This is a genomic window from Methanogenium sp. MK-MG (genome assembly GCF_009914725.1).
GTDB lineage: Archaea > Halobacteriota > Methanomicrobia > Methanomicrobiales > Methanomicrobiaceae > Methanogenium.
Genome location: NZ_JAAAWJ010000049.1, coordinates 1 through 15,280, shown reverse-complemented (window position 1 = coordinate 15,280; position 15,280 = coordinate 1). Strand labels below are relative to the sequence as shown.

The following is a 15,280-nucleotide window of genomic DNA, read 5'->3' as shown; positions in this document are numbered from 1 at the left end:
CCCGTTGTCAATGAGTGACTGAACCATCTCACGTGTCAGCCGATGGTTTGTCGGGTCATCTGTCATACCAAACCGGTCAAAAATGACATTCATTCGTTTAAACGTCGAATCAAAGTGGTTATGGTATATTTCAGATATTTCACGGGGGGTCTTGCCGCTCTTGTCGGCGGAGATGACGATGGGAGTCCCGTGATTGTCAGAACCACATATAAAGAGAGCCTCTTTCCCGGAATGACGGAGATAACGGACATAGAAGTCCGCAGGGACATAGGTACGCAGGTGCCCGATATGGCAGTGTCCATTGGTGTACGGAAGTCCGCAGGTTACCAGCAGAGGTGAATCACTCATGCCTAATTTTTTTGCCGTTGATGATAATAAATACATAATATCAATGAATAAAATCAGACATCTCCCGGTCCGGTCATTTGGGGGGGAAGAGCCCGACCCGGATATATCCCACCTTGCCGCCTGGACGGGCAGGCAGAAGGGTGTGGTATGCGACCTCCTGTCGTTTAAGGTCGAACGTTCACTACAGGACCAGGCAGGACTTGACCGTCCGGCATATGGAGGGATGTACTATGCAGACAGGCTGCGTGATTCAATTGGCGGCATTCGTTCCGGGTTTCTGCGCGAAGAACCCTGGATACGTCCGGAGTCGCTATGCGATGACGCTTCGCGCGCAGTTGCGTTCTCCAGAAAGGTCTGGGCTGTCCTGCCGTCCCCTCTGCAGCTGAAGATTGAAGACGGCATATATCATGACAGGGAGGAATACGAGAGCAGTCTATGCAACATATATCGCCTCCTGATGCGTGAGATGCGTGACGCCGGAGTATATGGGACAATTATTGTTGGTGAACAGTTCTCTTCTCTGGAGCGCGAACTGCTTCCCGGAAGACGGGTATTGCTCCACTCTCTTTCAGGGAATTCACGGGCAATCGCAGGTATTCTTGAGGTCCAGAATTCCCTGTCCCTTCCTGCACACCGCCTCTCCGTCATTCCGGACCTGCTGGATGAATATGAGATCAAATCATTAACCGTGATTGACGGGACAGAAAAGGATTTTTCCGGACTTCTTTCGTATGTTGATCCCGAAGACCTGACTGCAGGCGGATACTCCTCCGGTGGCGGACGAGAATACTGGGAAGGCGTGTCTGCACACGCCTTTGTTTCAGTCTGATATGCCTAAATATTAGAGTATATCCAGCATGTTCCGGCCTGACTGAGTCATTCCCGGCACTGCCACCTTTCTCTCGATGAGCATGACAGCAATTGTTGTAATGGTTACGAGAAGCAGATACCCCATTCCGACGATCATGAATACTTCTGTAAATTCAAAGTATTTTGTTGCCACCATCTTTCCTGCCCCTGTCAGTTCAATGACGGTGAGCATGTAGGCAAGGGACGAATACTTGATGAGATAGATAAACTCGTTTGAGAGTCCGGGGATGGACCGTATGAGTGCCTGGGGAAGAATAATGTGGCGGACGGCCTGCATTCTGGTCATGCCAAGTGCCTGTGCCGCAATCATCTGGTCTTCTTTGACCGAACTGATTGCACCCCTGATATATTCGGAGTTGTAGGCGCCATTGCACATAATAAAACCAACCAGTGATGCAACAAATGCCGAGAGGGTAATGCCTACGGAAGGCAATCCGAAATACAGTATAAAGAGCATCAACAGGAGCGGCGTTCCCTTAATAAACCCGACAGCACCTTTACACAGGAGCGATATGGGTTTTGAACCGTAGACCCGGCCGACAGCGACAAGAATTCCCAGAATGAGGCCAAACGGAGCAGTAAGGACGATCAGTTTTATCGTGACCGCAAACCCTTCCATCAGGAGAGGGAGGAGTATCTGGAATAAAAATTCAGACTGGTCCATCGCTTAATCACCGTTGATTTGGTCAAACTGGCCAATGAAATTCCTGCAACGCTCAAACTTCGTGTCGTTCATGAGCTCTTCCGGGGATCCCTGTTCTTTTATTTCACCGTGTTCCATGAACATGATGCGGTTGGCAACAGAACAGGCAAATCCCATCTCATGGGTTACCACAAGCATCGTCATCCCTGCCAGAGCCAGTTTCTTCATGACCTCAAGGACCTCCCGTGTTAATTCCGGGTCCAGTGCTGAGGTGGGTTCATCAAAGAGGATAACATCAGGGTTCATCGCAAGTGCACGGGCGATGGAGACACGCTGTGCCTGACCTCCTGAGAGTTCTGCCGGATAGTGCTCTGCCCACTCCTCCATGCCCACCTGTCTGAGTTCATCAAGTGCTTTTTCCCTGGCCTCTTTTGGTTTCATCCCCCTGACTTTGATGAGTGCGACCTCTACATTGCGCACCGCCGTCAGGTGGTCGAAGAGAAAGAAATTCTGGAAGACCATTCCGATTCTCTGCCTGAAATGATTAATACTCTTACCTGAATTGGTGACTTCTGCATCCCCGAGCCATACCGAACCCTGGTCAGGCTGGGTGAGGAGGTTGATGCAGCGCAGAAGAGTGCTCTTCCCTGTACCGGAAGGGCCGATGAAACAGATGGTCTCTCCTCTTTTCACGTCAAATGAGACTCCCTTCAGTACCTCTAAATCTCCAAAGGATTTGTGAATATTTTCAACTCTGAGTATTGTCTCGTTATTTTTCATATTATACCGCTCCTGTTCCGAATCCGGGTATCTGTATCTTCTTTTCAATCAGGTGGAGGACCCTCATCCCTGCAAAGTTCAGGAGGATGAATATACCAGCACAGACGAGATATATCGGCATGGTGACAGATGTATTTGAGACAATCTGTGATGTCCGTGTCATGAGTTCCATTACCCCGATGGCATAACAGATGGAAGAATCGGTAAGGATATTGGGGTACTCATTCGACCATCCCGGAAGTGCCACGCGTACGGCCTGCGGCAGTATGACATGTCGTATGCTCTGAAGTTTTGTCATCCCTACAGAACGTGCGGCAATCATCTGTCCCTCACTGACCGACTGTATGGCCCCACGGAATATCTGTGACTGGTAGGCAGCACCCCTCAGTCCCAGCACGGTGGCACCGACAACCATTGCCGGAACGTTCAGCCCCAGTCCCGGAAAGATGCCGAAAAAGAACAGAAACAGCAAAACAAGCACCGGAAGACCACGAAAAAACCATACAAAAACGCCTATTAAAAAACGGACCGGACGTTTACCATATACCTGCCCGACTGCCATCGGCAGGCCAAAAGCACACCCAGAAACAGTGCAGATGCGACAAGTCCGAGGGTGGCAAAAATACCCCCGATGAGATATGGGAACCATTCTGTGATTACTGCTAAGAAACCCATTGATAACACTTGAAATCCCGTTTATCCGGGACATATTCACTGTGCTGTACGCGATTATATACAGCAGAATATGTACCTACAGGAATACTGTGCGGTAGTATGCAATAGAAGTTGTGGAGTTGTTTTCTCCACCCATTCTGTATATGTTCTGACTAAGCCATTTCGTACTTGGTCTTCAGTTCTTCCCAGTAAGGATCTGCCATGAGTGTGGTGATGCCTGCATTCATTGTGTTTAAGAGTTCAGTGTCACCCTTACGAACGGCCACACCATACTCTTCTCCGGTGTTAATCTCACCGACGATGACAATGGGCTTTCCTGCAATTGCCTTAAGCATGGGGGGTTTGTCATAGATTGCCGCATCGATGCGCTGAATCTTCAGGTCTTCTGCTACCAGTGGGAAATTCGGATACGTGGCCTTCAGGTTCTCCTTTGGCATGAGGCCTGTCTCAATGAGGTTCTTTTCAACCCAGATCTGACCGGTGGTACCGCTCTGTGCACCGATTACCAGTGTGCCGTTCTTGAAGTCATCGAAAGTGTATCCGGAGTCTTCATGCACTGCAACTGACTGGTTAACAACCCAGTAGGGAATGGAAAAGTCCACCACTTCTTTTCTCTCCGGAGTGATTGTCATTCCGGAATACACCATGTCAATCTTGTTGTTCTGGAGTGACGGAATGATGCTGTCCCAGGCCATTGGCTGGATTTTAACTTCAAAACCCTGGTTTTCTGCAATCCATTTGACCGACTCGACATCAAAGCCCTGCGCATTCCCGTCAGAGTCAATAAAAGCGTACGGAGCATAATCCCCGTCGATACCAACGATGTAGACAGGTTTTTCCGATACGTTCACCTGCGGTTTTGCAGGTGTATCATCAGATGAAGTGCAGCCGGCAAATGCGACTGTCACTGCGATGATGAGAACGATAATCAATCCCAATCCTTTGTGATTCATCAGACCTATTTTTGCAGAGATATTTATTATGCCTTATGAATTGTGTCTAAGAAAGAGAGGGGGATGGAGATTGACTGTAATAGTTATGGAAGAGTATCTGCAACCTGAACCAGTTCATCGAAACATCTGGCTTTTTTCAGGAAAAACAGGGAGATTTTATCCTTCAGGGTTAATGTGAACGTGCCACCTGCTGCAGGCGGGTGTCCGCCGCCGGAGAATTCACGGGCGATGAGATGACTGACGGGAACGGCGGAACGTATGGAAAATCTGCCATTTGTTCCGTATACCACTTCAATGTCAGTCCTGTACAGGTCCCGTATCTCATGGGCAGTCTCACTGGGATATCCGTACATCGGGGCAAAGGCAATTTTGTAACGGGATTCAATTATTTTCATCCGCCGGATGCTCTTTTTTATCGCATCCTGTCGTTCTTTTTCAATCGTTTGGTACTCTTCGGTGATCCAGGCATCAGTGATGATGCCTTTCGAGAGGCGGTCCCGGACCGGATTCAGATTTCGTCTCTTTGTGCATATCTGACCCAGCATTTTTGCACGGGGGTCTTCGTTCTTCCAGAGATCATAGTCGCAGACAACCCTGGCGACTTCTTCAGCAGTCTTATCTCCCGGCAAAAGATCCCCTGCGCATACGGCAGCAGCACAGCGTGTGGTGTCCACCATGCAGGCTGCACCGGTATTCTGAATAGAGAGCAGTTCCTCATCTGTCCAGCGGTGATGGTCGCGCCAGCAGATCTCCCAGCCGTTCTTTATGGCTGCCTTCACCAGTTTATCCGCATCCCTGCAGTATCCAAGATCAGAGATGCTGAGGAGATGGCCTTTTCCCGGCAGTGCACCGATGTCACGCAGGAATGACGGGAATGAACCGACTGACGACCAGATGGTGAATACGGTACCGTATTTCATCCGGTGCACTGCATCACATCCCGCTGCGTCAAGATCATTGTGCGAGAGATGAACTATCTCTGATTTTCGCTCAGATACTGCTTTCAGCAGATTCTCTCTCCTGGAGTTTGAATTTCCCTTTTTGTCCCCCATGATATCTGTTAATAGTTTGGAAGTGGTGGAATAAATATCCTGACTCGTTTACCAAAATCAAAATCGATGGATTTATCTTTATGGAGGTGCCATTCTAATCCTCAAGCCTTAGTAGCTCAGATTGGGAGAGCGCCAGACTGAAGATCTGGTTGTCGCTGGTTCAAATCCGGCCTGAGGCACTCCGCGCCAAAGTATAATGCCCGATGAAAAAAAGAAGTGCGTTGCGCTAATATTTTTTCAGAAGGATGAAAACTATTCTGGCACCCTTTTTGTATGTTTGACGTGTGTTTTCAGTCGCCATATTGCGCCTGTGTTGCCATATATTCACACTCTTGTAAATATCTATCTCATCAGGAACCCGCGTCACTGCGGGCCAGTGTGTGGCTGTTGGGCATCCCCATCAGGCAAGGGGATTATCAAAAGGGAGTCACTCACGCCGAACCATATTCCCGGCGCCGGAAAAATGGTATGGTGTCCGTTCACTTTGGTATTATTTGCTGCCCGCCCTGAGGCGCGTAGCAGGGCCATAATTCAGAGGATGATTACTATGGCCAAGCCAATGAAGGGGTATCACGTGCTTCTGTGTGGATGTTTGGGGGCTTTTAGTGTGAGGTGTGCAAAAAGGATGGGATGTCGGGGCGTTCATGGCCTGTGTTCGGATTCGGGTAGTTCTGCCGGGTGGAGTTCTCCAGGCCCGGCAGCGCGGCGTGGTCTTGGTGCTGCACTTGGTGAGCTCATCCGCAGATGATCCACTCTCCGCGGCTCACCATGAGTTCAGCACAAATGGCGGTGACGGGGTCGGCCCGCTTGAGTAGTGCATTGTAGGTCTCACGGGCGATCTTCCCGGGGCGTTCCGTCACCTCTGCCGCAAGTTCCCGGCGGGCTTCTGCTCTCATGGACTGCATGGTTCCGGAGGTGGGCTTGCCTGCCTGCTGCTGCACCTCCTCTCTCTCTGCATTCCGCAGGCTGCGGGCCTCATCTCGTAGGGTACGGATCTGATCGTGCAGGTCTTCCTGGATCTCCTCCAGCATGTCGGCTTTGTATTCCAGGGCGGCGGCGGTGTTGATCACATATGCAGTTATCGTGACATCATCCAGGGGGCGGGGGGTATGGGCTGTCATCTGCTCACGCCTCTCCGGTTCAATCCCGAACGCTTCCGCGTAGGGCATTACGTATTCGGGCATCCTGCCGTACCGTTTCTTTGCCTCGTCCTCGGTGCAGGGCGTGAGAGTGTCGCCCATAGTCTCCCACAGGAAGAAGGCACATTTCTTTGTCTTGTACAGATAGGTATCTCCCACGCTGTGATCTACCGCCACAAGGTCGGCGGTGTCGGTGCTGTATCGCTTTCCGTTTATGATTCGTTCCATGGTCTGTTCACCTATATGGGTATGGATCAGATATTCTGGCCTTCTGGTTACTAAATTGGTAACCATTATTGAAATTGGAAAGCATCCAATAAATACCTTACTTACCATTATGGTAATTATGGCAAGAGAAGGAAAGGGAAAGGTTATCCAGATCAGCAAGGGAGCCCGAACTCGCTATGTCAGCATCCCGGCGGACGTCGCAGGAGATGACAGGTTTCCCTTTGAAACAGGTGAAGAGGTCACAGTATCAATTGATGAAGACGGCTCCCGGATAGTGATTTCCAAAAAATAGGCATCGGAGTATGATCTGTATGATCAAACTCAATAAAAAAGTAGGTTAAGTAGTTTATCTATGGGGCGAAACAGAGGCCCCATTGTCCGTGTTTTCGTCTTCCACGATTTTCCAGTGTCCAATCTTCACCATCGGTGCTATCACTTCATAGTCCGGATCGCCATATAGGGTTCGATACTCGTTTTCAATACATCGTGCCACTTGCCGCTCTACTAATATTGGCTCATGTTTTTCTATTTTTGATTCTTCCACATGCCTCTGCTTCTTCATCTCATCCTCCAGGATAATACCCAATCATCATGCAGACCATTTCATACTTTCCGTAAGGGTGTTCAACCCAGGCGTGCCCGGGTAAAACTACGTTAAAAAATAGTGCAAAAAAGATGATTTGGGTAAGGTGTGGCTGCTTATCCCGTCACCGTCTCCGGAATGCGTTGCCCACTTCAGTCTTGATTATACTAATGAGCCCCCAGATAGCTGCAAATCCACCAACCGCGGGATATATCGAACCTCTATTCCTCTGTGCTGGCCTTCTTTTTTGCTTCAAAAGGGTTATCTTCAACCCCCCAATATTTAGACATATGGATAAATCGCAGAAAGTTATCTGTCTCTTGGTTATCGTGATAGTGGCTATCGCCGGTTGCGTCTTGTGGAATGAGCTCCCTAAAAATGATTTTGAACCTGATGACCTCATTGTCAATTCGAACGAGACATATCCCGGGATGCTTTGGCTGGTTGTGCAGTATAACGATAAGTACGACCAATACCTGATCATCCCAACCAGCATGAAGGCCAACGATGGACCTTTTAGTAAGTGTAAAACGCATCCAGACCTTGGTTTTTGGGCGTCCCGTGAGTGGCTCGAAGATAACTGGGTCCTTCGGGGTCATGTCTAATCAGAGGAAAAAATGGGGTTGGCCTGATGATCCAGAAGAGCGCAGGTTCATCCTATAATCCCCCGTGTTCCGAGGTTCCGGAGTGTGCGCCTAGTCGAGTTCATCATGGTTGCTGCATCAGCTGCGGGAGAGTTCACATTCAGAGTATCAATATTCACCCCTCCAGGATGAGCCCCTGCTGCTTTGGCCTGTTCTGCTGCACTGGTGGCGGCTCCCCAGGCGGAGGAGGGTATAGTGCTGATATCAGCAAGAGGGTTTGATAGCTCAGGTATCCGGGCCGTGATCAGGGCTGCGTCTGCGAGCGGATTTGTGAACGAGGGGATCTGTATCACAGCGTTCGATAGTTCTGGAGTCACTGAGACTTTATTCCCAGTCTCGTCGTAGACCTCTGTAATCACCTTACGAATAGCCGGGGTATCCTGGTAGAACTGCACAACCTTCGCCCAGTTGTCTGTGAGCGTCGTGTTGGTGACCTGATCCAGTGCAAGGACTGCAGCGTCATAGTTCTCCTGTGCTGCTTCCCTTGCAGTGTAGGCATCCTCAAGGGCGGCAGTCTCGTCGTCGATCGCTGCCTGCAGTTCGGTTAGTCGGTTCTGAGCAGAGGAGATGCTCTCTCCGTTGAGCTCATCTTCCAGACCGGCCTTCTCCACGAGGAGGTCAGACGCCTGCTGCTGGGCATCGGAATAGGCATCCTCTGCGTCTGCGACATTGAGCAGTGCTGACCGGTAATCGAGATTGAGATCAGTGAGTCTCTCCTGAAGCTCTGCTCGATCATCTCCGTCAGATGTGAGGAGTGCCCGTTCAGCTGCAGCTTTTTCTGCCTCGATGTCGGCAAGGTTCCGTCGGGCCTGTTCAAGACGGATGTCTGCCCGTTCCACAGACCTGCCCTGGTCGTCGATTTCCTCATCAATACCGAGGGCACGGTTGATGGTGTCTTCCAAAGCGTCATACTCTTTCTGCAGGGCGGAGACAGACTGCCGGTGCACTTCATATGCATCGTCAGCCTGTCGGAGTGCATCCTCCGTGAGGTCAGCATAGTCTCCTACTGCGATGCGGGCTTTGATCATCTCCCCTTCATTATCGTACATCTTGGCAGTGAACTCACCGGCAACCCAGGCGCATCCATCCATACCCGCAGTAAACTCCTGACCCATCATGTAGGCGATCTGTTCATTCTCTGCAAGCTTCCGGACTTCATCCGCAGCTTTGCCCATCTGGTCGGCATACTCCCGGAGCTCATCTGTGGTCATATCAGTTGTCTTGCCGAGATGTTTCTGTGCGTAGTCTAGGGCCTCGGTGGACTCTTTGGTGTGGTCGTATGCCGTCTTGAGTGCATAGGCTGTGACTGCCACAGCAGCGAGACCAAGACCAAGGGTGGCAGCAGTCGCAAGGGATGCCATTGCAGCAGCGTCACGGGCCTTTATAGCAACGATCTCTGCCTGGATGGCGGGGATCATCTTCGTGGTGATCTGCGTAGCCACTTTCTGATAAGCTTTGTAAGAACTGTCTGCATGTTTGATGAGTTTCCCACCAACGATGAGCACCGGCCCTGCTGCAGCAGCGACCATGCCTGCTGTCACAACCAACTGTTGCGAGCCTTCGTCGAGATCGTCAAGCCAGTTCGCGAGAGAGGTGACCCCCTCGACCGCTGGCATCAGTGCATCTGCGGTCATTTCTCCAATCGTAATAGAAGCCCCTTCCACAGCTGACTTCATGCTCCGGAGAGATCCGCCGGCCCCGCCTTCCATGGTCTCAGCCATCTCCTGGGCGGCGCCGTCACAGTTTTCGAGGGCGTCGGTATAGTCTTCAATTGCGCCGCCACCTTGGGATATGAGAGCCAACATACCGGGACCTGCACGGTCTCCAAATATCGTCATCGCATCTGCAGTGGTTATATCCACATCGCCGAGAGTCTGGGTAATTTCCGCAAGAGAATGGATCTGCGGATCGACACTCGATACCGTCAGACCGTATGACTCAAGGATCTTCTTTGCATCATCTGTTGGTGTCAGAAGAGCTGACAGAGATCCACGAAGGGCCGTGCCAGCCATCGAGCCCTGGATACCAGCGTTGCTCATGATCTGGATCGCGGCCGTGGTCATCTCGATACTCTGGTTTGTCTTCGAGGCAACAGGACCAACATATGTCATAGCCTCCCCCATCTGGGTTACGTCGGTGTTCGCTGAAGACGACGCATATGCAAGCATATCTGAAACATGGGCTAGATTCGATATTTCAAGCTCATATCCTGAGATGATATTCGTTGCAATATCCGCAGACGAAGCAAGATCCAGATTTCCTGCAGATGCAAGAGAGAGCATCTGTGGAGTGGCGCCCAGTACCTGATTGACATCAAGGCCTGCCTTCGCGAGGTACTTCTGGGCCTGTGCTACCTGTGATGCGGACCACGCTGTCGATGCACCGAGATCAAGTGCCTGTTGCCTGAGCTTCTCAAACTGATCTCCTGTCGCTCCGGTGACGGCCTGTATTTGCCGCATCGCATCGTCGAAATCAACTGCAGTCGAAAAGGCCAGTGCACCTGTTGCAATGAGCGGTGCAGTCACCGCAAGTGAGAGGGCCTTGCCTGATGCTGTCATTGACTTGCCGACGGCCTCCCACTTCTTCTGCGACTGCTGCAGCTGTTTGTCTGTGCGCTCGAGGGCTGCCTGTGCCTGGTCGAAAGCCTGCACCGCACCGGTGCTGTCACCGGAGATATTTACGGCCATTCCCGCGACGATGTCTGCTCCGCTGAGATCTATGCCGCTGAGGCCTCCGCCGGATGCTCCGAGCCCCATCAGAGCACCCCCTGTGATGAATTTTTTATCAGTTTGAATTTTTTGTTGTTCCTGTATGATGATAGCTGGCTAGTTTTTCTGATTTGTTGTTGATTAAGTGGGATTTCCATTGTTTACCTCCTCATTGGTTTTCGTTTCCTCCGGGGCTCAAGGCACCCCCATCATTGCCCCCCATGCGTTCCCTTACTGCAGGAGGATGTCTTGCAGATAATCAGAAAACACATCAGGGTCAATGTTCATGGCCCGTATTTTTTCAAGCTGATCGTTATAGTCGGCGAAGCATTCCCATGCTCTTTTAAAATTGGATTGTGTCCATTCCCTCTCTTCCAGGGACTCACCTGATTGATACGACCATTCGATCATAAGGCCTTCAGCTATTGACCTGTCAGTAATCGGCTTCCCCCAATCCGGCACTGGTGGCGGGCTATATGGTTTCACCTTCCCGGATCTCATCCTCCGGAGCTGCGTGTCTACTCCTCTTCGGTGGAGCCTATTGGCTTCAGCCGGTAATGGTTCCCCAGTTGGGAGGAGGAAATACCCCTTTGGCAGCTGGTGATAAGGTGAGCTTCCATATCCACAGGGGGGTATTCGGTATCCGGGTTCGGCACCGTGACCGTGCAGGCATCCGCAGTAGGGGCACCAGACCTTCCACCCTCCGGACTCGGTGACATATGCCGGGAGCATGGCGGGGATCATGTGCGGGCCTCCTTGGTCCCCTTCCATCGGGCGGCGAATTCATCCCATGACCTATGGAAATATCGCTTTGTGTCCTCCACCTCTTCCGGTGTGAGGCCCTGTTCATGTGCCCATGTCACCATGAGGCCCTCACAGTAGTCCCGCTGATAGAGTGGCCTTCCCCACTCCGGAACCGGCAGCGGAACATATGGTTTGTAGTGCTTCAATCTCCAGTGCCGTCTAACCTTGGTCATTCCCTGTTTGTGCAGTTTCATAGCACCGTCCGGGAGCGGCTTCCCAGTAGGCACGAGATAGTATTCTGGGAAGTCTCTTTTGTAGGGTGAACCGGCTATCTGACAGTGTGCTATCCGTCCACCAGGGAGGGCACCATGAAAGTGCAGACATCCACAGTAAGAGCACCACACGGCATATTGAGAGCACGGGACGATATAGGCAGGCAGCATCACCGGCGGGATCTCCTGCTTCATTGCTGCACCTCAAAGGGCTCCGGGACACATAGGACAGCACTATGCAAAAGTAATATATGTTTTTTTCTTATAGGGGGTTTACAGTAAGGTGTCCCATGTGTCCCGCTCATGTTCTCCCCCCATTGGACTCAGCCAGTTTAAGCCCTTGCCAAGACCTTCCGCCGCTAATTTTCACTCCGTCCTGAATCCCGGAGGCTCTCAGACGTTGTGCAAATTTCCGAGGTAAAACTTCCTCCCACCCCTCGTCCTTGCACCACTGTGTGAAGCGGTCACTAACATCTTTCCGGCGTACGCGGTATTCCTCTCCCTTGGCTTGGGGGTCGATGATGTACATTTCATCCAGAAAAGCACCTACAGGATCATTGTCCCGGAGGTAACTTTCTGTTGCAGCGGTGATTATCTCCGGGCGGTCAAGTCTTCCACGGGCCTGATACCGCTTCAGTCCATCCAGGCACCAATTCAGTATGCCTGAACCTTCATCAAGCAGCTGCTTATCATAGTCCGGGATACGGTCATCTTTTGGTATTGTGTAGTTGAATGGCACCAGTACGGGACGCCTTCTAATACCCTCATCCGTCCCCGTGATAAGGGGTGCATGGTTTGTGGACATCCATATTATAAAGCCGGGTGTAATCTCTCTTTCAGACTGGTAAAGCCCGCGAATTGTGATAGTATCCCCCCCAGTGAGGGCTTTTATCATGGCCTCATCCAGTGGCATACCTTCACCGGGTTCTGTGGTTGTCACCATCCGCTTTTTGTCCAAACGTAATATGTCACTTCTTGGCCCGTTGCTGCGCTGTGGCATGAGTGATTTTACATCAGCGGTTGCCGCATACTCCCCCAGAATCTTTGACAATACCGAGACAGTAACGGATTTCCCGTTTTTGCCGTTACCGTGCAAGATAAAGAAGATCTGTTCAGGTTCGCCAAAGAATAGACTATACCCGCACATCTCCTGAAAGAAATTGATAAGCTCTGTATCCTTTTTCAATATCTTGGTTATGTGCTGCTCCCATAACGGGCACTTCTCACCAGGCAGGTAATCCGCCTTGAGTGTAAAGGTTAACAAGTCCTCCCGCCGGTGCTCCCGGAACGTCATCGTATCGAGTTCTAAGGTTCCATTCTTGCAGTTCAGGAGCATAGGGAAGGCGTTCAGGCCCTCCGGTTTCACTGCCACATATGGGCCGGCCCCTTCAATCATGTTCCTGCGGGCCTTCAGGGATTCAGATTTTTTACCCCATCCTGCTAATTCCCTGCCGGTTGCGTTGTCTTCTGCTTCGGTGTAGATGGCCTTGGCGGTTTTGTCCGCGAGACGTAGCATACGATCTGTGGTGTCCGCCTCCCAGCATTTGCCATTCCAGATATGCCATGTCTTATTTTCTGTGCAGTATCGGACATCCTCACCGTATCGGGTTAGCAGGCGTTGGGAGTTGCCAGCGTCGGTGTTAGTGATACCAGGAACAGAGGACGGGCCTTTGGATCCGGGGCCCTCTGGACCACTCTGTGTACCCTGCTGAAGAGTCATTCCTACCATCTCGCAGGCTGCTGCCAGTGCCTTCTTCTCGTCTCCTCCGTGTCCGTATGCTACCAGGGCGTCATATGCTGAATGGCTGTGTTCGTCATTCACATATTCGGGGTCGCTGTTGTGGTGGGTATAGAACCGGTTAAGGTCATCCGGAAAAAGGCTTATCCCCGCCTCTCCACCTTTGGAGAATGGGGATAACCACCGGTCCCCGTCTCTCTTGCAATGCCTGTCTAAGACGTTGGTTAGTGGAATTTTCTGATTAAATGCCTCGATGATCTCCCGGCGAGTGGCCGTGGATTCTGTGCGGACCTCTGCTGCACGGTGTGAGGCTTGGGCTTTCTTCGGTTGGTCCGTCTGATAGAGCGCTGCTATTGCCTCTATCTGTTCGCGGGTGATGGTCTCTATCGGGTCCGGCACTTCAAGAAGGCGGCTGCGGCGGTGTGGCCGGCCTTGGGTGTCCGGGCCTTTGCGTGTCATCGTGCCGGGTAACTTTGTTATCCGTCCGGCGTTGTTGTTCCCAATATCTACCTTTGCCACACTGGCCATACTGAATTTGTCATCCAGCGCACGAAGGAAATTCTTAACCAGTTTTGCAGATTCGGTATCGTTCGGCAGGTCTATGCGGTAATAGCAATGGTGCCCGTTCCCGCTGTCAGTTATCACTGGGGCGGGATATCCTGCATCAGATAAGAAATCTATGACCGCATCCAATACGGCCCGGCTATACGTCTTCTCATCGTCTGTGGAATTGGTGCCTGTGGATCTCTCCGGGTCAACATCAATGAGTATCCAGCGGCGGCGGGCAATGTCCATGTTGCCGACCATCTCCCGGCGTGACCTAAGGGAACTACCTCCCGGAAAGTCGGGGCGTATCTCGTTGAAAACAAAGTATACTCCTTTGGCTGTCTTCTCTGCCTTAATAGCAGCTGCGGCGGCATCCTCGATTGAACGATAATACCCGGATTTCAGTTTTGGGGCGTCGTGGTCGATGGTGCGGATCTCGATTAAATCACCGGGCGATTTGAAGACGTTCAGTGCATGGGTGATCTCTTGGCCCGCGTCTGCCTGATGTGACACCAGGGGGGCACCTGTGGCAGTCTCGGTTCCGGTCACGCCATCGCCTCAGCAGGGATATGGTTATATGAACATGGAACAAAAAGGAGGGTGGTGCGGGGTGTCATTTGATACCCTACTTTCATCTGCACGCCTCTTCTGTCTCATCTTTGATTGCCCATTCCCCACGCCTGATAAGCACGTTAGCGGTGGCCCGGTATAGCGGGTCGAGTGCATCCAGGACATCCCGGCTGATCAGTCGTGGCCCGGTCTGTTCGAGAGGTTTCATATGGGTAGATGCAGACATTAGACTGCACCTCCGTGTGAGGCTGTGTTCCCCGTCTGCTCGTGGTTGGGTTGGGCGGGGTTATTCTTGTTCTCAGTGTTGTTGTCGGTCTGAAGCTTTTCCTTGAGGGCCTCCCTAAGCGTCGCAGTCATGTTTATGCCTGCGCACTTTGCCTGCTGCTTCAATTCAACCGGCAAATGAATACAGGTAGCTTCATAAATTTGACCGGTCGTTCTCGTCTGCGTTGCCATATTATCATATGATATCATAGGAGCATAATACCTGATTGGTTTGTAATCTCAAAACTGTCCAACAGTGTTTAAAATGGCCTCGTTTGTTTTACAAAGCATATTGTGGGGGCATGTGTTCCGAGGATATTTTATTTTCTTGAGGGGATTTTGATCTGTATTTTATGCGCGGCGCCGCAAGGATGACAAAAGTGAGGGTGCAGGTAATGTATGTGTGTTGGCCTTTTTTATGGTGTCCAGAATGTCCGAATAGGTGTGCTGCACGGGTCCACATGTGCAGCAGCAGAGAAAAAGAGAGAGGGAGGGAAGGATGTCCGGCTATGCGGTGCTGTCG

General features: G+C 51.3%; 16 protein-coding genes and 1 tRNA gene. 3 read left to right on the top strand and 14 right to left on the bottom strand.

Annotated features, from left to right (window positions below; all coding sequences use genetic code 11):
• Window positions 1-348: class I tRNA ligase family protein (locus MKMG_RS07990; RefSeq protein WP_165077145.1), on the bottom strand; the 348-nt coding region annotated here is incomplete at its 3' end.
• A gap of 43 nt (window positions 349-391) precedes the next feature.
• Between MKMG_RS07990 and MKMG_RS07985 the strand changes: the two genes are divergently transcribed.
• A complete protein-coding gene (locus MKMG_RS07985; RefSeq protein WP_165077144.1) occupies window positions 392-1,177 on the top strand; it encodes a hypothetical protein in 786 nt (261 codons plus the stop codon).
• 12 nt (window positions 1,178-1,189) lie between these two features.
• Here MKMG_RS07985 and MKMG_RS07980 read toward each other — a convergent pair whose 3' ends face one another.
• The 5 genes from MKMG_RS07980 to MKMG_RS07960 all read right to left on the bottom strand — a co-directional run bounded on the left by MKMG_RS07980 (window position 1,190) and on the right by MKMG_RS07960 (window position 5,321).
• A complete protein-coding gene (locus tag MKMG_RS07980; protein WP_165077143.1) occupies window positions 1,190-1,882 on the bottom strand; it encodes an amino acid ABC transporter permease in 693 nt (230 codons plus the stop codon).
• 3 nt (window positions 1,883-1,885) lie between these two features.
• Window positions 1,886-2,641: an amino acid ABC transporter ATP-binding protein gene (locus MKMG_RS07975; protein WP_174235645.1), complete on the bottom strand. Its 756-nt coding sequence runs from the start codon at window positions 2,639-2,641 to the stop codon at window positions 1,886-1,888.
• Window position 2,642: 1 nt separating this feature from the next.
• Window positions 2,643-3,203 carry an amino acid ABC transporter permease gene (locus MKMG_RS07970; RefSeq protein ID WP_371415202.1) on the bottom strand — a complete coding sequence of 187 codons (561 nt, stop codon included), beginning with the start codon at window positions 3,201-3,203 and terminating at the stop codon, window positions 2,643-2,645.
• Window positions 3,204-3,468: 265 nt separating this feature from the next.
• Entirely contained in the window at window positions 3,469-4,269 is an 801-nt protein-coding gene (locus tag MKMG_RS07965; RefSeq protein WP_165077141.1) for an ABC transporter substrate-binding protein, read from the bottom strand.
• A gap of 83 nt (window positions 4,270-4,352) precedes the next feature.
• On the bottom strand, window positions 4,353-5,321 hold the full coding sequence (locus tag MKMG_RS07960; protein ID WP_165077139.1) for a phosphoesterase: 969 nt from the start codon (window positions 5,319-5,321) through the stop codon (window positions 4,353-4,355).
• Window positions 5,322-5,426: 105 nt separating this feature from the next.
• Between MKMG_RS07960 and MKMG_RS07955 the strand changes: the two genes are divergently transcribed.
• Window positions 5,427-5,500 (top strand) — tRNA-Phe (locus MKMG_RS07955).
• A gap of 555 nt (window positions 5,501-6,055) precedes the next feature.
• Here the strand turns inward: MKMG_RS07955 and MKMG_RS07950 are convergent.
• Window positions 6,056-6,688 (bottom strand): hypothetical protein, encoded by a 633-nt coding sequence (locus MKMG_RS07950; RefSeq protein ID WP_165077137.1) that lies wholly within the window; start codon window positions 6,686-6,688, stop codon window positions 6,056-6,058.
• Window positions 6,689-6,806: 118 nt separating this feature from the next.
• Between MKMG_RS07950 and MKMG_RS07945 the strand changes: the two genes are divergently transcribed.
• Window positions 6,807-6,980, top strand: a complete 174-nt coding sequence (locus tag MKMG_RS07945) for an AbrB/MazE/SpoVT family DNA-binding domain-containing protein (protein WP_165077135.1) — start codon at window positions 6,807-6,809, stop codon at window positions 6,978-6,980.
• A gap of 54 nt (window positions 6,981-7,034) precedes the next feature.
• Here MKMG_RS07945 and MKMG_RS07940 read toward each other — a convergent pair whose 3' ends face one another.
• From MKMG_RS07940 to MKMG_RS07910, 7 genes are all read right to left on the bottom strand, one after another.
• Window positions 7,035-7,250, bottom strand: a complete 216-nt coding sequence (locus tag MKMG_RS07940) for a hypothetical protein (protein ID WP_165077133.1) — start codon at window positions 7,248-7,250, stop codon at window positions 7,035-7,037.
• A gap of 673 nt (window positions 7,251-7,923) precedes the next feature.
• Window positions 7,924-10,671: a phage tail tape measure protein gene (locus tag MKMG_RS07935; RefSeq protein ID WP_165077131.1), complete on the bottom strand. Its 2,748-nt coding sequence runs from the start codon at window positions 10,669-10,671 to the stop codon at window positions 7,924-7,926.
• Between the two features lie 183 nt (window positions 10,672-10,854).
• On the bottom strand, window positions 10,855-11,367 hold the full coding sequence (locus MKMG_RS07930) for a hypothetical protein (protein WP_165077129.1): 513 nt from the start codon (window positions 11,365-11,367) through the stop codon (window positions 10,855-10,857).
• A complete protein-coding gene (locus MKMG_RS07925; protein ID WP_165077127.1) occupies window positions 11,364-11,600 on the bottom strand; it encodes a hypothetical protein in 237 nt (78 codons plus the stop codon). The genes MKMG_RS07930 and MKMG_RS07925 overlap by 4 nt, the downstream gene beginning before the upstream one ends.
• Window positions 11,601-11,940: 340 nt before the next feature.
• Complete coding sequence (locus tag MKMG_RS07920) at window positions 11,941-14,472, bottom strand: phage/plasmid primase, P4 family (protein WP_165077125.1); 2,532 nt, start codon at window positions 14,470-14,472, stop codon at window positions 11,941-11,943.
• Window positions 14,473-14,554: 82 nt separating this feature from the next.
• Window positions 14,555-14,719, bottom strand: a complete 165-nt coding sequence (locus MKMG_RS07915; protein ID WP_165077123.1) for a hypothetical protein — start codon at window positions 14,717-14,719, stop codon at window positions 14,555-14,557.
• A complete protein-coding gene (locus MKMG_RS07910) occupies window positions 14,719-14,949 on the bottom strand; it encodes a type II toxin-antitoxin system CcdA family antitoxin (RefSeq protein ID WP_165077121.1) in 231 nt (76 codons plus the stop codon). The genes MKMG_RS07915 and MKMG_RS07910 overlap by 1 nt, the downstream gene beginning before the upstream one ends.
• Window positions 14,950-15,280 lie beyond the last annotated feature (331 nt).